We start from the raw sequence: 19843 nt of genomic DNA, 5'->3' as shown, positions 1-19843 counted from the left end.
GCAACTCACAGCCGCTTGGCCTGGGTGCAACCGGGCCGAACTTTCCGGAGGACAAGCCGATGACGAGCACCGTGACCACCGATGGCGACGATCTCCTGACCGGCGACTGGCGGGCCGACACGCTGCGTGGCGGCGCCGGAAACGACACGCTGCTCGGCGGTGATGGCAATGATTGGCTGGATGGCGGCGACGGTGACGACCGGTTGGACGGCGGGACGGGGACCAACAGCCTGTTCGGGGGAGCCGGGAACGACACGCTTCTGGGCGGCAGCGTCAGCGATACACTGGACGGCGGCGCCGGCAACGACGTGATCTCCGGCGGGACGGGCAACGACCTGATCTCCGGCGGCGACGGGGCCGACAGCATCGATGGCGGGGAGAACGACGACAGCGTCGATGGCGGCAGCGGCAACGACTCCATCGTCGGCGGCGGCGGACGGGACGTAGTCACTGCCGGCGATGGCGACGATCTGGTGACGGATGGCAACGGTGTCTGGAGCGACGACCGCTTCGACGGTGGGGCCGGAAACGATACGCTGGATGGCGGCTTCGGCAGCGATACGCTGACCGGCGGAGCGGGCAACGACCGGCTGACGGTGGGGAACGACTACAATGGCGACCTGCTGGACGGCGGCGACGGCGACGACACGCTGACCGGCGGCATGGGGGCGGATCGACTCGCCGATGGTGCGGGTGCCGATCTGGTCCGGGCCGGCGGCGGTGACGACCTGCTCGACCATGTGCTGTCCGATCAGGCAGGAGCCGACACGCTCGACGGCGGTGCCGGCTATGACCGGCTGCGGGTGGCGCTGACCGCCGGGCAGGTTACGGCGGCCGTCGCCGCCGACCTCGTCCAACTGGCCGAGTTCATCCAACGCCATGGCGACGATGGGCAGAGCTTCGCCGGACAGGCGATCCGGCTCGTCGCCAACAATTGGAACGCCCTGGAGGTGACGGTGGACGGCCGGGCGGTGGCGCTCGGCGACCTCGCCGGAATGGTTGTCGCGGCGCCCAACCGGGCACCGATGGTTAGCGACCTGTCCTTGACGGGAAGCGAGGATACACCCGTCACCGGGTCCGTCGGCGCGGTCGATCCCGATGGCGATCCGCTCGCCTACGGCATCGGCGCGGGGCCGGCCCATGGCCGTCTGGTCCTGGGCGGTGATGGCCGCTTCACCTACACGCCCGATGCCGATTATGTCGGCAGCGACAGCTTCCGCATCGATGTGAGCGACGGCCGCGGCGGGGTCGCCGCCCAGACCGTCACCGTCGCGCTGGCCGCCGGCAACGACGCTCCGGCCGCCGCGACGCTCGACGGCGTCGCCATTGCCGAACATGCGGCGGCCGGGACCGTCGTCGGCACCGCCCGCAGCCAGGATCCCGACGGGGACGCGCTGGCCTACAGCTTGAGCGACGATGCCGGCGGGCGCTTCGTCATCGATGCGGCGACCGGCGTGCTGTCGGTCGCGGCGGGGGCCGATCTCGATTATGCACAGGCGCCGGCCCATGCTGTGACCGTCCGTGTCACCGACGCCGCCGGGCTGAGCACGGACACGGTATTCCACATCGGCATCACCTCCGCCCGCGACGATGGCGCCGCCGATGTCGAGGGGCTGTCCCCGGCCGAGGAGCAGGCGTTCGAGGCGGCCGAGGCGCAGGACGGCGGTGACGACGCTGTCACCGGCGACTGGCGCGCCGAGACGCTGGAAGGCGGTGGCGGCAACGACACGCTCGGCAGCGGCGGTGGCGGCGACACGCTTCTCGGCGGGGTCGGCGACGACCTGCTGAACGGCGATTGGGGCGAGGACAGCCTGCGCGGCGGGTCGGGAGCCGATACGCTCCGTGGCGGCTCCCAGAGCGACCGGCTGTTCGGCGGTTCCGGCGACGATGTGCTGGACGGCGGCAGCGAGAACGACACGCTGGATGGCGGCACCGGCAACGACAGCTTGTCCGGGGGCAGCGGCGCCGACCTGCTTTATGGTGGCATGGGCGACGATCTGCTGGATGGCGGCACCGATGCCAACAGGCTCTATGGCGGCAGCGGCGCCGACACGCTGCTGGGTGGCGACGTGGCCGATACGCTGGACGGCGGCAGCGGCGACGACGTCATCAGCGGTGGCAGCGGCGGCGACAGCATCCGCGGCGGGGCCGGCGGCGACCGGATCGAAGGCGGGGAGAACGACGACGTCATCGACGGCGGCAGCGGCAACGACACCATCGTCGGCGGCGGCGGCCGGGACGTGGTCGATGCCGGAGACGGCGACGATCTGGTGAGTGACGGCAATGGCGTCTGGAGCGACGACCGCTTCGACGGCGGGGCCGGCAACGACACGCTGGACGGCGGCCTGGGCAGCGACACGCTGATCGGCGGAGCGGGCGACGACCGGCTGTCGGTGGGCAGCGATTACAACGGCGATTATCTGGATGGCGGCGACGGCGATGACACGCTGACCGGCGGGCTGGGCACCGACACCCTGCTGGGTGGGGTCGGCGACGACGTGCTGGTGGGAGGCGGCGGCAACGACGTCCTGATCGGCGGCGACGGCATCGACATCGCCGACTATTCGGCCGAGACCGGCGCCATCTCCATTGATTTGCAGACCGGCGAGGTGCGTCACGGCGGTTGGATGGCCGACCGACTGTCGGGCATCGAGACCATCCTTGCCGGCGGCGGCAACGACGCGCTGGCGGGCGACGGCGGCGACAATCGCTTGTCGGGCGGGGCGGGAGACGACAGCCTGTCGGGCGGGTCCGGCAACGACGCACTGGACGGCGGCAGCGGCGCCGACACGCTGGACGGCGGTGCCGGCATCGACACCGCCACCTATGCAGCGTCCGCTGCCGGCGTGACCGTTGATCTGGCGGTGGGCAGGGGGACCGGCGGCGACGCCGAGGGCGACCGGCTGACCGGGGTCGAAAATGTCACCGGCTCCGACCAGGGCGATCGGCTGACCGGTGACGCCGGGGCGAACCGCCTTGACGGCGGAGCCGGTGACGACCTGCTCGCCGGGGCCGGCGGAGCCGACACGCTGGTCGGCGGCGAGGGAACCGACACCGCCGATTACTCGGCCTCCGGCGCGGGGGTGGCGGTCGATCTGGCGGCCGGCCCGGGGGTCGGCGGCGATGCCGAAGGCGACGTGCTGGCGGGCGTCGAGAACCTCATCGGCTCGGCCCAGGGCGACCGGCTGACTGGCGACGGCGGCGCGAACGCCCTGGACGGCGGAGCGGGGGACGACACGCTGGCCGGCGGCGAGGGCGCCGATACGCTGACCGGTGGTGAGGGTATCGACACCGCCGACTATTCGGCGTCGGCGGGAGGCGTGAGCGTCGATCTGTCGTTGGGGACGGTGGCGGGGGGTGACGCCAATGGCGATGTGCTGTCCGGCATCGAGAATTTGACCGGCTCCGAGCACGACGACCTGTTGGTGGGCGATGCGGCCGCCAATCTGCTGGACGGCCGGGGCGGTGACGATACCCTGATCGGGCATGGCGGGGCCGACAGGCTGGTCGGCGGCGACGGCACCGACCTTGCCGATTATTCGGCCTCGACCGATGGCGTGGGCGTCGATCTGTCCAGCGGTACGGGGGCCGGTGGCGACGCCGAGGGCGACCTGCTGAGCGGCATCGAGGATCTGACCGGCTCCGCCTTCGGCGACCGGCTGACCGGCGATGCCGGGACCAACCGCTTCGACGGCTCCAGCGGTGACGACACCCTGGCGGGTCTGGGCGGGTCTGACAGCCTGACCGGCGGCGACGGCATCGACCTTGCCGATTATTCGGCCTCCGCTGCCGGGGTGACGGTGGATCTGGCCGCCGGGACCGGTGCGGGCGGCGATGCCGAGGGCGATGTGCTGGCGGGAATCGAGAACGTCACCGGCTCCGCTTTTGGCGACCGACTGACCGGTGACGGCGCCGCGAACAGTCTCGACGGCGGAGCGGGCGACGACCTGCTGGCGGGCGCTGCCGGCGCTGACAGCCTGTTCGGCGGCGAAGGATCGGATACCGCCGACTACTCCGCATCGACCGGCGGTGTCGCGGTCGACCTCTCGGCCGGTGCCGGGGCCGGCGGCGATGCCGAGGGCGACGTCCTGTCGGGCGTCGAGAACGTCACCGGGTCTGCCGCTGCCGACCGTCTTTCGGGCGATGGCGGGGCCAACCGGTTGGATGGCGGTATCGGGGACGATTGGCTGTCCGGCGGGACCGGGGCCGATACCCTCATCGGTGGCGACGGCACCGACAGTGCAGACTATGTGGCGTCGGCGGCGGGCGTCGATGTAAACCTGTCCAGCGGCTTCGGTTCCGGCGGCGAGGCAGAGGGCGACGTCCTGTCGGGCATCGAGAACCTCACCGGCTCCGATCATGACGACCGCCTTACCGGCGATGCGAACGCCAACCGGCTCGACGGGCGTGGGGGCAACGACACGCTGGTCGGGCTGGGCGGGGCGGACACGCTGGTCGGCGGCGACGGCATCGACATCGCGGAGTATCTGGCGTCGTCCGCCGCCGTGACCGTCAGTCTGGCGAGTGGCACCGGGACGGGGGGCGATGCCCAGGGCGACCGGCTGAGCGGCATCGAGAATCTGACCGGCTCCGCTTTCGGCGACCGGCTGACCGGCGACGGCGGCGCCAACAGCCTGGACGGCGCTGGCGGCAACGACACGCTGGTTGGCGGGGCGGGGGCTGACACGCTGATCGGCGGGGCCGGCAACGACACTGCCGATTATTCGGCCTCATCGGCTGCGGTGACGGTCGATCTGTCGGCCGGAACCGGCCTCGGCGGCACGGCGGACGGCGACGTGCTGATCGGGGTCGAGAATTTGTTCGGCACCACCCGCGCCGACCGGCTGGTCGGCGATGGGCAGGACAACATCCTGCGTGGCGGGGCGGGGGCAGACACGCTGGTTGGCGGCGACGGATCGGACACCGCCGATTACACTGGCTCGGCGACCGGCGTGACCATCAATCTTGCCGATGGAACGGCCGATGGTGGCGACGCCACCGGGGACGTGCTATCCGGCATCGAGAATCTGACCGGCTCGGCTGCTGCCGACCGTCTGACCGGCGACGGTGGGGCCAATCGTTTGCGCGGCGGCTCCGGCAATGACACGCTGATCGGCGGAAGCGGGGCCGACACGCTGAGCGGCGGGGCCGGCATCGATACCGCCGATTATTCGGCATCCCTTGCCGCGGTGTCGGTCGATCTGGCGACCGGCGTCGGCCATGGCGGCGATGCGGAAGGCGACCGGCTCGACGGGGTGGAAAACCTGATAGGCACCGGTCTTGCCGACCGGCTGGCCGGCGATGCCGCCGCCAATTACCTCGACGGTCGCGGCGGTGCCGACAGCCTGTCCGGCGGGGCCGGCGACGACACCTTGCGGGTGCTGGACGACGGCTTCGCCAGCCTCGACGGCGGCAGCGGCTTCGACACGCTGCGTTTCGAGGGCGAGCGGCTGGTCGTCATCGGTGCCGATTCCGGCGGGGTCCGCGGCATCGAGATGATCGACCTGACCCATCCGGGCCGCCAGATCCTGATTCTGAACGAACAGGGCATCCTGGCCAATACCGGCGGTGCACCGCTGTACGTCACCGGCGACCGCGGCGATCTGGTGACCTTCAAGGAATCCGGCTGGCGGCGCGGTGGCAGCGAAACCGTCGGGGCGGTCCTCTACAACCTCTATTCCCGCGGCACGACCACGGTCCATGTCCAGGACGGGGTGCGGATGTTCGGCGATCTCATCGTCACCGGCACCGCCGGAGACGATCTGCTCACCGCGCCGTCGGGCGCCGGCCATGTCGTGGTGTTCGGCGAGGGCGGCAACGACAGCTTGCGGCTCGGCTCCGGATTCCGACATGAGATCGCCCATCTGGTACGCATCGACGATGATCTGCACATCCTGTTCGACGCCCAGGGCGGCCCGGCCGGGGAGGACGGCTATGCCCGCGACCGCATCACCATCATGGGTCATTTCGCCGCCAACGGCGCCGCCGGGGCTGGGGACGGCAGCGTCCGGCAGATCCAGTTCGCCGACGGGGTGGTCTGGCCGGTGTGGGGCGATGATCTGCTGCTGGGCGGCACTGGCGACGACATCGTCGCCATCGAACCGGGCTTTGCCAGCCACAGCCTGCATGCCGATGCCGGCGTGAACCTCATCCGCTTCGGGTCCGACGTGAGCGCCGACGATCTGCGCCTGTCGCGCAAGGGCGACGATCTGGAGATCCGCATCGCCGGCACCGACCGCTCGCTTCTCCTCTTCAACCATTTCTCGGCGGAGGCGCTGGCCGGGGCCGGCAATGGCGGGGTGGAGGCGATCGAACTGGCCGACGGCAGCCGCTGGCGCGTGCGCGGTACCGACATCCGCATCGGCAGCGACGGCGACGACCGCATGGTCTTCGGCCTGGATGGCGGACAGACGACCCTTTATGGCAGCACGGGTGCCGACGGCATCGCCTTCGCGCTGGACATCGACCCGGACCGCATGCGGCTGAGCCGGGAGGGCGACGACCTGCGCATCTCCTACCAGGGCACCGGCGCCTCCTGGCTGATCAAGCAGCATTTCGACGGCAATCCCGATGGCTACCGGGCGATCCGCTTCGGCGACGGCACCGAATGGGCCATCGACAACACCCGCCTGCTCGCCGGCACCGCCGCCGACGAGCGCGTCGAGATCGGCAGCGGGTTGGGCGAGCGCGTGCTGGCGACCGGCGGCGGCCGCGACGGGCTGGTCCTGGCTGCCGGCATCGTGCCGTCCCAGGTGGCGCTGCGCCGCGACGGCGACAAGCTGGTCATCGAGATCGGCGGCGGCACCGACCGGGTGGTCGTGCTCAACCATTTCAACGGCACCGGTGCCGGCAACGGCGTGCTGCCCAGCCTGACCTTCGCCGACGGGACGGTGTGGCCGCTCGACGCCGGGGCCGGTTTCCGCATCGGTGGCGACACCGGCGACGTCTTCGCCTTCAAGCCGGGCGACGGGGCCGTCACCCTGTTCACCGGCAAGGGTGTCGACACGCTGAACCTCGCGTCGGCCATCGGCGCCGACAAGCTGGACTTCGCCCGCGTCGGCGACGACCTCGTCATTGCGGTGAAGGGCTCTACCGACAAGGTGACGGTGCTGAACCATTTCGCCGGCGGTTGGGGCGCGTCGCTGCTGGAGACTGTCTATGCCGGCGGGCGCTTCTGGAACCTGTCCGATCCGGCCCTGCTGATCGGCGGGGCCGGCGACGACAGCTATACGCTGACGGTGGGCGGCGGGGCCAAGTCGATCCTGCCCGGCGGCGGCAACGACCAGATCGTCATCGGTCCCGGCATCGACAAGGCGAGCGTGACCATGCAGCGGGTCGGCGACGATCTGGTGATCGGCCTGCGCACGCTGCCCGACAAGCTGACCGTGCAGAACCACTTTTCCGGCGGGGCGAGCGGCGGCGTCCACACGCTGCGATTCATCGATGGCGATACCTGGAACATCTGGGGCGCCAGCATCATGGTCGGCACCAGCGCCACCGATAGCTTCACCGCCGATCCGGGCATCGGCAACGTGTCGCTTTATCCCGGCGGCGGCAGTGACCGGCTGCGGCTGGGCACCGGTTTCGACAGCCTGGACACGCTGGTGCGTCGGGTGGGTGACGATCTGGAGATCGTGCTGCGCGACGGGAGCGACAGCGTCAAGGTGCTGAACCATTTCCTGGGCAACGAGGCGCGCGACATCGCCTTCGCCGATGGCAGGATCTGGACGGTCGGCGGCCCCAATGCCCGGATCGGCACCGATGGCGCCGACCGCTTCGTCCTGTCGCCCGGCATGGGAAATGTCGTCATCTATGGCGGCGGCAATCAGGGCGGCGGCGACCGTATCGAGGTGGCTGTCGGCATCGACCCGTCGACCGTCCGGCTGACCCGTGTCGGCAACGACCTGCGCGTCACCGCCGGCAGCGACAGCATGACCATCGTCAACCAGTTCGCCACCGGCGGCGTGGTGACGATCCCCGAGATCGTTTTTCCCACTGGTGTCGTCTGGCCGATCGCCGGAACCAACGTCTTCATCAGCGGCGGCGGGGCGGAGACGATTCCAGCCGGCCCGATGTTCATCTATCCCGGCGCTCCGGGCCAGCATCTGGCCATCGACGCCGATCCGGCCACGACCCGCATCGTGCGCGTCGGCAACGACCTGCATCTGACCATCGTCGGCCTGCCGAACGAGATGATCGTGGTCAACCATTTCGCCATGAACGGCATCGGCGATCTCGTCTTCAACAACGGCACGACTTGGAACATCCAGGGCGGCAAGGTTCTGATCGGTGGCACCGGCCATGACGAGTTCGTGATCCAGCGCGGCATGGGCGACGTGATCGTCTATCCCGACAGTGCCGGCGACGACCGCCTGCGCTTCGTCGACACGGTGGATGGATCCAAGATCCGGGTTGCCCGTGTCGGCGACAATCTGCGCATCACCATCGACGGCACCGCGGATGCGCTGACCATCGTCAACCACTTCGCCGGCACGCCGATGGAGTCGCTGATCCGGCCCGACGGCTCCGAACTGCCCTTGACCGGCGACGGCCTGCTCATCGGCGGCCAGGGCGGAACCGTCTTCCTGGTCGGCGAGAACAGCGGGTCGAAGACGATCTATGCCGAGGGCGGCGACCGCGTGGTCTTCGACGACATCGACAGCACCGAGGTGCGGCTGATCCGCACCGGGTCGGACCTGCAGGTCTTCATCGACCGCACCCATCAGGTGGTGACGGTCCTCAATTACTTCGGCGGCGTCGGGCTGCTGGAGTTTGCCGATGGGCGGAATTTCGACCTGTCGTCGCCCTACACGCTGATCGGTGGCGGCGGTGGCGACCGCTTCACCATCGGCAAGACCGGCCCGGCCACTCAGATCGTCCATGCCGGCGGTGGCGGCAGCCAGATCGTCTTCGGCCCCGACGTATCGCCCGGCGACGTCACCCTGCGCCAGGACGGCGTCGACTTGGTCGTCGCCTTCGTCGGCAGCGGTCGGGTCGTGCGTGTGGTCAACCACTTCACGGCACCCACCGACGGGCTGGCGCGCGGGCTGGACGCCGTCACCTTCTCCGGCGGGGTGACGTTGAACCTGCAGGGCGACAGCGTGATGTTCGGCCAGCAGGGAACCGACGACTTCACCGTGCTTCCCGGCCAGGGCCACCGCTATCTCTTCCCCGGCGGCGGCAGCGACAGGCTGACCTTCGGCCCCGGCATCGACCCGGCGCTGGTGCGGATGGAGCGCGACGGCGTCAATCTGCACATCTTCACCGACGACGGCAGCGTCGATCTGAGGGTTGTCAACCATTTCGGCCCAACCGGGCTGGCAGGCAGCGGTTCCGGCCTGTCCACCGTCAGCTATGGCGACGGCCAGACCTGGTCGGTCGCCGGCAACGGCATCCTGATCGGCAGCCGTGGCAACAACAGCTACAGCGTCGGCTCCGGCAGCGGCCCGATGACGATCCACCCGTCGGGCGAGGACAACCGGCTGGTCTTCGGCGCCGGCATCCCGCCGGCCAACCTGCGCCTCGTGCGCGAGCACGACGATCTGCGCATCGTCTCGGCCGACGGCACAATCAACGTGCTGGTGGTCAATCATTTCCAGTTCCACCTCGACCAGGTGGCCTTCCCGACCGGCGCGCCGTGGAATCTGGGGGCCGGCAACGTCTTCATCGGCGGCGACGGCCCGTCGGTCTTCCGGTTCAGCAGCATCGACACCGACCTGATCGTGTTCCCCGGCAGCGGCGACACGGTGGGCCTGCCCGACGGGATCGACTGGAAGGACGTGGTGGTGTCGCGCTCGGGCGGCGACCTGATCGTCCAGGTCCGTGCCACCGGCCGGCAGATCCGCATCGTCAACCATTTCTCGGCGAGCGACGGCACCAGCGGGCTGGCCGGGCTGACCTTCGCCGACGGCACCACCATGCCGCTGGGTGAACTGGCGATGCTGGGCGGCACCGGCGGCGATCTGCTGACCGGAACGGCGACCGACGACCTGCTGCTGGGCCAGGACGGCGACGACCGGCTGAGTGGCGGTGGCGGCAACGACACGCTGATCGGTGGCATTGGCAACGACACGCTTGATGGCGGGGCCGGCAACGACGTCTATGTCTATCGCATCGGCGATGGGCGCGACTTCATCCTGGACAGCGCCGGCCTCGACCGCATCGAGTTCGGACCCGGCATCGAGCGCGGCGATCTCTATTTCGCCCGCTTCGGCAACGACCTCCACATCCGCTTCCGTGGCCGGTCGACCGACGAGATCGTCGTCACCGGCCGGTTCAGCGGCGCTGGCGATGGACCCTCCTTCGTCGAACGGCTGGCCTTCGCCGATGGCACCGGATTCGATCTGACCCGCACCGACATCGTGCTGGAAACGGTGGGCGTGGCGGCAGCGGAGTATCTGCAGGGCTACAATGTCGGCGACCGGATCGAGGGGACGGGCGGTAATGACACGATCCTCGGTTATACCGGCAATGATACGCTGATCGGCGGAACCGGATCGGATTCGATCGACGGCGGTACGGGCGACGATCTGATCGATGGGCGCGACGATCCCGGCACCGATGGCGCGAGTGACGTGATCCATGGCAGTGACGGCAACGACACCATTCTGGGCGGCGGTGGCTCCGACATCCTGTTCGGCGGCACCGGCGATGACAGCCTGTCGGGCGGTGGCGGCAACGACAGCATCGACGGCGAGGATGGCGATGACAGCATCGAGGGCGGCGATGGTGCCGACACCATCTATGGCCGTGCCGGCAACGACACGCTGGCCGGCGGGGCCGGCAACGACACGCTCTATAGCGGGGGCGGCGACGACCTGATCCGCTATGGCGGTGGCAGCGATACCCTCACCAACGAGGGCGGCGCCGACGTCCTGGAGATGGGGGCCGGCATCACCCGCGCCGACCTCCATTTCGCGCGCTTCGGCAACGATCTCTACATCCGCTTCCGCAATTCGGTGGAGCAGATCGTCCTGACCGGCCGCTTCAACGGGGCTGGCGACGGGGCCATCTTCGTGCAGAAACTGCGCTTCGCCGATGGCACGGAGTTCGCCGTCACGGCGCAGGACATCGCCTTGGAAACGGTGGCGACCGACTTCAGCGAAAGGCTGGAGGGCTACAATGTCGGCGACATCATCCGCGGCCAGGGCGGCAACGACACCATTTACGGCTATGCCGGTGACGACAGCCTCGACGGCGGCGCCGGCAACGATTTCCTCTATGCCGGCGGCGGCAGCGACAGTGCCGACGGCGGCGACGGTGCCGACGCCCTATATGGCGACACCGGTGACGACACGCTGTCGGGCGGAACCGGCAACGACAGCCTCTATGGCGAGGCGGGGGCGGATTTCCTCTCCGGCGGCGACGGTGCCGATTTCCTGTCGGGCGGCGACGGCACCGACAGCCTGACCGGCGGGGCGGGGGCCGACTCGCTGGACGGTGGGGTGGGCAATGACCTGCTGGAAGGGGGCGACGGCGACGACAGCATGTTGGCCGGTGATGGCGACGACACGCTGGTGGGCGGCGGCGGCACCGACAGGCTGTTCACCGGGGGCGGCAACGACACCATCCGCTTCGACGGCGGGCGCGAGACCATCACCAACGAAGGCGGCTTCGACACTCTGGTGATCGGTGGCGGGCTGACCAAGCCGGACATGTATTATGCCCGTTTCGGCAAGGACCTGTATCTGCGCTTCCGCAACCGCAGCGACGAGGTGGTGCTGACCGGCCGCTTCAACGGTGACGGCGATGGAACGAGCTATGTCCAGCGCGTCCTGTTCGCCGACGGGCAGGAAGCCGACCTGACCGATCCGGCCCTGGTGCTGGAAACGGTGGCGAACGAGTTCAACGAAACGCTGGAAGGCTACAACGCCAACGACACCGTCAGCGGCCTGGGCGGCACCGACACCATCCTTGGCTATGGCGGCGACGATTTGCTGGATGGCGGAGCCGGCAACGACGTGCTGTTCGGCGGTGCCGGCGACGACCGGCTGGTCGGCGGCACCGGGGCCGACCGGCTGGAAGGCGGCAACGGCGCCGACACGCTGGACGGTGGCGATGATGCCGACCTTCACTATGGCGGAGCTGGCAACGACCAGATCGCCGGCGGTGCCGGCACCGATTACATGGAGGGCGGCGACGGCAACGACAGCCTGTCGGGCGATGCCGGCAACGACACGCTGTACGGCGATGTCGGCAACGATAGCCTGCTGGGTGGCGATGGTGACGATTTCCTCCAGGGCGGCGACGGGGCCGACACGTTGGAGGGCGGATCTGGAACCAACACCATCCTGACCGGTCAGGGTGACGATGTGATCCGCTACAGCGGCGGGCACGAGACCATCACCAACGAGGGCGGCAGCGACGTCCTGGAAATCCGCACCGGGTTGAGGCGCGAGGATCTGTATTTCGCCCGCTTCGGCAACGATCTCTATCTGCGTTTCCGCAATGCCGCCGACGAGATCGTGCTTAAGAACCGCTTCAACGGCGCAGCCGACGGGGCGAGCTATGTCCAGCGCGTTCTCTTCGCCGACGGGCAGGAGGTGGATCTGACCGATCCGACCCTGAAGCTGGAGACGCTGGCGCATGACTGGTCGGAGACGTTGGAGGGCTACAATGTCGGCGACATCATCAGCGCTCTTGGCGGCAACGACACCCTCTACGGCTATGCCGGTGACGACATGCTGGACGGCGGAAGCGGGAACGACCAGCTCTATGGCGGGACGGGCAACGATACGCTGACCGGTGCAGTCGGCGACGACCGGTTGGACGGCGAGGATGGAAACGACCTGTTGCAGGGAGGCGACGGCAACGACAGTCTGACCGGTGGGGCCGGCGACGACACGATGCTGGGCGGGCTGGGTGCTGACCAATTCTATGGCGGGGCGGGCGACGACCTGATCGACAACCGCGACGATGCCGGAGCCGGTGCTTCGCTGAACGTCGCCTATGGCGAGGCGGGAAACGATACTATCCTGGGAGGCGATGCCGGCGAGACCTTCGCCGGTGGCGACGGCGACGACCGGTTGGAGGGCAATGCCGGCAGCGACTGGCTGGAGGGCAACGCTGGCAACGACAGCCTGCAGGGTGGCGATGGCAACGACAGCCTGCAGGGCGGCGACGGGGCGGACACGCTGGAAAGCGGTTCGGGGGCCAACACCATCCTGACCGGTCAGGGCGACGATGTGATCCGCTACAGTGGCGGGCGCGACACCATCACCAACGAGGGCGGCAACGACGTCCTGGAAATCCGCACCGGGTTGAGGCGCGAGGATCTCTATTTCGCCCGCTTCGGCAACGACCTCTATCTGCGTTTCCGCAATGCCGCCGACGAGATCGTGCTGAAGAACCGCTTCAACGGCGCGGCCGGCGGGGCGAGCTATGTCCAGCGGGTCGTCTTTACCGACGGGCAGGAGGTGGACCTGACCGATCCGACCCTGAAGCTGGAGACGCTGGCGACCGATGGGTCGGAGAAATTGGAGGGCTACAATGTCGGCGACCTGATCCAGGGGCTTGGCGGCAACGATACCGTCTATGGCTATGCCGGCGCCGACACGCTGGAAGGCGGGGCGGGCAACGACCAGCTCTTTGGCGGGGCGGGCGACGACACGCTGATCGGCGGCATCGGCCTCGACCTGCTGCAAGGTGGCGACGGCCTCGACACGCTGGATGGCGGCGAGGGGGACGACACGCTCTATGGCGATGCCGGCGACGACACGCTGATCGGCGGTGCCGGCAACAACACGCTCTATGGCGGAACCGGCAGCAACCTCATCCGTTTCGATGGCGGCCAGGACACCGTTTACAACACCGGGGGCAACGACGTCATCGAGCTGGATGCGTCCTTCGACAAGGCAAAGCTCTATTTCTCCCGCTTTGGCAACGACCTTTACGTGCGCTTCACCGGCCGCACCGACCAGATCATCGTCAAGGACCGTTTCAACGGTGCCGGCGACGGCGCCGCCTATGCCCAGACGCTGCGGTTCGCCGATGGATCGTTGGAGGATCTGAGCCGCAAGGATCTGGTGATCCAGACGATTGGCGGTGCCGGAAGCGAGAAGCTGGAGGGCTACAATGTCAGTGACACCCTCGACGGGCAGGCCGGCAACGATACCATGTACGGCTATGGCGGCGACGACACGCTGACGGGTGGGGCCGACAGTGATGGTATACATGGCGGCGATGGCGCGGATCATCTCGATGGTGGATCGGGCAACGACCTGGTTTATGGCGGTGCGGGCAACGACAGCGTTTCCGGTGGAAGCGGCGAAGATCGCCTTTGGGGTGATGAGATATCAACAACGGGCAATGAAGCCATTACAATCCGTGTCCGTGCACAGACCTATGGGTTGCTCAGCTCGGTGCTTAGGGTATGGCTGGATAATACCGTGGTTGGCGAAGCGACGGTCACGGCCGTCGGAGTCTATAACCATATTGGCTATGACCAGTGGCAGGACCTTGTGTTCACGGTCCGTGATCGGGATTACGCTGGAACTCTGCGGCTGGAGACGGTTGCCACATTCCCTTACAGTGGCCTGACCTTCATAGGGCTGTTCTTTGCGGGCGCTGAAATCAACGGAATCCCGATTCCGGGTGTCGGCGGTGCGCAGATCAAATTCGGCAACTCAAGCGGCTTTGGTGTTTCCGCGGCTTTGCCCCCTCCTGCGGTCGAAGGGCCCATCGGCAATGATTCATTGGCGGGCGATGCCGGCAACGACGCGCTCAGCGGCGGCCAGGGCGACGACAGCCTGTCGGGCGACAGCGGCAACGACACCATCCTGGGCGGTGCCGGCAACGACACCATCCTCGGCGGCACCGGGTCCGACGAGATGCATGGCGGCGCCGGCGACGACTTGATCGACAACCGCGACGATCCGAACGCTGGCGGGATCAATGACGCCTCCTATGGCGGCAGCGGCACCGATACCATTTACGGTGGCGGCGGCACCGACGTCGCCTATGGCGGGGTTGGAAACGACCTGATCGACGGCGGCGGCGGCACCGACTACATCTATGGCGAGGATGGTGCCGATTCCATCTTCGGCGGTGCCGGGGCCGACTATCTCCATGGTCAGGCCGGCAACGACACGCTCGACGGCGGTGCCGGCAACGACACCATCGACGGCGGGGCCGGCGACGACCTGATCCGCTTTACCGCAGGCGAGGGGATTGACAACATCACCGGCGGTGGCGGCGCCGACGTGCTGGAACTGGGTGCCGGCCTGAACCGAGAGCAGATGTATCTCTCGCGCATCGGCGCAGATCTCCACCTGAATTTCCGCGACACCGGCGACCGGATCATCCTGGCCGGCCGTTTCAATGGCGAGGGCGACGGGGCAAACTTTGTCCAGACGGTGAGATTCGGCGATGGAAGCAGTGTCGATCTTGCGGCCCAGACCATCGTGATGGAGACCCACGGCCAGGACACGGCGGAAATCCTCTACGGTTACAAGGCCAACGACAGCATCGATGGTGCTGGCGGCAATGATACCGTTTACGGCTATGCCGGCGACGATTTGCTGACCGGTGGCGACGGCAATGACGTGCTTTATGGCGGAACCGGTGCGGACCGGCTGATCGGCGGTGCTGGGGCCGATACCCTCGACGGTGGCGAGGGGGGCGACAGTCTGACCGGCGGCGCCGGCAACGACAGCCTGTATGGCTATGGCGGCAATGACACGCTGTCGGGTGGCGACGGTGCAAATTACATCGATGGCGGTGCCGGCAACGACGCTATCCTGTACGAGGGCGGTGCCGACACCATCGTCGGCGGCGGCGGCAACGACGAACAGGTCTTCGGTGAAGGCTATACCTTGGCCGGCCTGCGTCTGGAGCGTTTCGGCAATGATCTGCATCTGGTCTTCGACGATCTCGGCAAGCGGATCGTCATCGCCAACCGCTTCAAGGACAATGGCGAGGGGGGGAACTATGTACAGACCCTGCGCTTTGCCGACGACAGCACGTTTGACCTGTCGCGCACCGATCTGGTGATCCTGACCCGCGACAGCGATGCCGGCCATGTACTGGAAGGCTACAATGCCGGCGACGTCATCCGCGGCAATGGCGGTACCGACTCCATCTCTGGCTATGGCGGCGACGACACGCTGTATGGCGGCGCCGGTACCGACGCCCTTTACGGCGGCGATGGCAACGACCTGATCGACAGCCGGGACGAGACGGCGAGCGGCGACTCCGCCTATGGTCAGGCCGGCAACGACACGCTCTATGGCGGTTCCCTCAACGACGCGCTCCATGGCGGCGACGGCGACGACCTGATCGAGGGCAATGCCGGCAACGACTCCATCCAGGGCAATGACGGCCGGGACAGCCTGTCCGGCGGCGCCGGCACCGATAGCTTGGTTGGCGGCGCCGACAGCGACACCCTCTCCGGCGATGACGGCAACGATTACCTGAACGGCGAGGCCGGGGACGACAGCCTGTCGGGTGGGGCCGGGACCGACACGCTCTATGGCGGGGCAGGGGCGGACAGATTGTCGGGTGGCGACGATGCCGACTCGCTTTTTGGCGAGGATGGCAACGACACGCTGGCCGGTGGCGCCGGTGCCAATTGGATCGTCACCGGCGCCGGCGACGACCTCGTGCTCTACCAGGGCGGCGCCGACACGGTGGTTGGCGGCGGCGGCAACGACACGCTGTCCATCGGCGTCGGCTACAGCCGCGACGACCTGCGGTTCGAACGCTATGGTGCCGACCTGCATCTCCGCTTCAACGGCAAGTCCGACCGTATCGTCATCGCCAACCGCTTCAGTGGTGCCGGCAATGGTGCCAATTATCTGCAAACCCTGTTATTCGACGACGGCCGCACCGTCGACCTGAGCGATCCCGCCCTGGCGATCGACACCTGGGACGATGCGGCAGCCCGCACGCTGGAAGGGTATGCCGCCTCGGACACCCTCCGCGGCGGCGGCGGCAACGACGCCATCTATGGCTATGGCGGCGACGACAGCCTGTATGGCGGGGCGGGAAGCGATCTGGTGTATGGCGGCGTCGGCAATGATCTGCTCGACAGCAGCGATGACGAAATCGGCAACGACTCGCTGTCCGGCGAAGACGGTGATGACAGCCTGCGCGGCGGGGGCGGTGCCGATGCCCTTGTCGGCGGTGCCGGCAACGACACGCTGGACGGCGGCACCGGTAACGACACCCTTTCGGGCGGCGACGGTGCCGACACGCTGTCCGGCGGTGCCGGTAACGACACCCTTTCGGGCGGCGACGGCGCCGACACGCTGTCCGGCGGCGCCGGCAATGATATCCTCAGTGGCGATGCCGGCAACGACATGCTCGATGGCGGCACCGGCAACGACGCCCTGTCGGGTGGTGACGGTACCGACGAGCTGTCCGGTGGCGATGGCAACGATACGCTCAATGGCGGTGCCGGCAACGACCTTCTCCATGGCGAGGCGGGCGACGACAGCATTCAAGGCGGCAACGGGGACGATGTCGTCCATGGCGGGGCCGGCAACGACCTTCTCCAGGGCGAGGCGGGCAACGACACCATTCAGGGTGGCGCCGGCGACGATGTCATAGACGCCGGTGCCGGTGATGATCTGGTGATTTACGACGGTGGTCGGGACACCATCCTGGGGGGCGGCGGCAACGACACGCTGCTGTTCGGCGAAGGGTTCGGGGCCGACCAGCTTTATTTCGCGCGCTCCGACAACAATCTGGTGCTGCAATTCCGCAATCGGACGGAGCAGGTCGTCATTTCCAACCGCTTCAACGGCGTGGGCGACGGCAGCAACTATCTGCAGACGGTCCGCTTCCAGGACGGGACTGAGGTACTGCTGTCGAACCCGGCTCTGCGGCTGGAAGCCGTTGGCGGCGAGGGCGGCGACACGCTGTTCGGTTATGTCAACGGCGACCTGATCGACGGGCGGGGCGGCAACGACATGCTGTTCGGCCAGGGCGGCAACGACACGCTGATCGGTGGTACGGGCCGCGACGAACTGCATGGCGGCGCCAGCGACGACCTGCTGGACAGCCGGGCCGACCTTGCGGAAAGCGGTGACTACGACGTTGCCTATGGCGAGGCGGGCAACGACACCCTGCTGGGCAGCGGCGGCAACGATAACCTGTCGGGTGGCGACGGCAACGACGCGATCGACGGCGGCGATGGCGGGGACATCTTGTCCGGCGGTGCCGATGACGACAGCCTGATCGGCGGAGCCGGCGCCGACACGTTGGTGGGTGGTACCGGCCGGGATTTGCTGGAGGGTGGTGACGGCAACGACATCTTGATCGGCGATGCAGGGTCGGGAACAGGCACCTATCTGTTCGACGCGATGACGACGGTGTTCAACGGCGCCTTCTCCGTTACCTGGACGACCCAGGACCGCTTCCCCCGCCTGGTTGGCGACGTGAACGGTGATGGTCGGGCGGACATCGTCGGCTTCTCCAGCACCTCGGTTCAGATCGCCCTGGGACAGGCCGACGGTGCCTTCGGACCGGTCCAGGTCGCCTACAACGGCGGATTTACGACCGGCTATGGCGGCTGGACCAGCCAGAATCAAAATTCCCGGCAGTTGGCCGATGTGAATGGCGATGGCCGGATGGACATCGTCGGCTTCGCCAATGACGAAGTACTGGTGGCCCTTGGCAAGGCGGATGGCACCTTCGCTTCCGCACAAATGGCGTTGAGCGGGAATTTCACCTACAACACCACCTGGACCAGCATGAGCCAATTTCCTCGTCTGATTGGGGATGTGAACGGTGATGGCATGGCCGACATCGTGGGTTTTTCCAGCACCTCCGTGGTCACCGTCATGGGACAGTCGGACGGAACCTTCGGGGTTGGCAGGGTCGCTTACAATGGCAGCTTCACAACCGGTTCCGGCTGGCCCAACGGAAATGACTACCCCCGTCTTCTGGGAGACGTTGATGGCGACGGCATGGCCGACATCGTTGGTTTCGGTGCTGATCAGGTCTTCGTCGCCCGTGGCCGGGCCGACGGCACCTTCGCCCCGATGATCGTTGCCTACAGTGACAATTTCACCAAAACCAAAGGTGGGTGGCAGACGCAGGACATCCATCCTCGTGAACTGGCCGATGTGAATGGCGATGGTCGGGTGGACATCGTCGGCTTCGCCACCGATGGGGCCTATGTGTCGTACGGGCAGGCGGACGGCACATTCAGTCGGATCCGTTTGGGCATCAGCGACTATGGCTATTACGGCTGGAGCACTCAAAACACCTATCCGCGGCAGGTGGCCGACGTCGACGGCGATGGCCGTGCCGACATCATCGGCTTCGGTTCCAACAGCGTCGTGGTGTCCAGATCCGTCCTCAACGACGACACCTTGAGCGGCGGGGCAGGGGACGACACGGTGGCCGGCGGGCTGGGCGATGATGTCTACCGGTTCGGCCGCGGGGATGGCCGTGACCGCATCGTCGAGAATGACGGCGACATCGGCACCGACCGGCTGGTGTTCGATGCCGGCATTGATGCCCATCAGCTGTGGTTCAGCAAGTCGGGCAGCGATCTGGAGGTGCAGGTGGTCGGCACCGCCGACACGGTGACGGTCGCCGGCTGGTACAGCGGTGCCGAGCACCACATGGACAGCATCGAAACCGCCGATGGAACCGTGCTGCTGGATTCCATGGTGGACCGGCTGGTCCAGGCGATGGCGGGGTTCGCTCCGCCGCCGGCCGGTACGATGAGCATCGATCCCGATGTTTATCCTCAGGTCGAGACAGCCATCACCGCCTCGTGGCGGTGAGAGGCCGTGGCGGCCGGACGCAATGGGTTGGAAACGGGCATGGACATCGGTCAAATCATCCGCTGTCATCGGCAGGACGATCTGGCGGGGGTTGATGCGGGATACCG

The 19843-nt window shown here is 67.7% G+C and carries 1 protein-coding gene; it reads left to right on the top strand.

The window, feature by feature from the left end; genetic code table 11:
* The first annotated feature begins 59 nt into the window (after positions 1-59).
* Positions 60-19736: a calcium-binding protein gene (locus AL072_RS36010; protein WP_045582822.1), complete on the top strand. Its 19677-nt coding sequence runs from the start codon at positions 60-62 to the stop codon at positions 19734-19736.
* The last annotated feature ends 107 nt before the right edge of the window (positions 19737-19843 follow it).

The sequence above is a fragment of the Azospirillum thiophilum genome (assembly GCF_001305595.1).
GTDB classification, from domain to species: domain Bacteria; phylum Pseudomonadota; class Alphaproteobacteria; order Azospirillales; family Azospirillaceae; genus Azospirillum; species Azospirillum thiophilum.
Note: the sequence above shows the minus strand (reverse complement) of the source record. Positions and strands in the feature narration are given on the sequence as shown.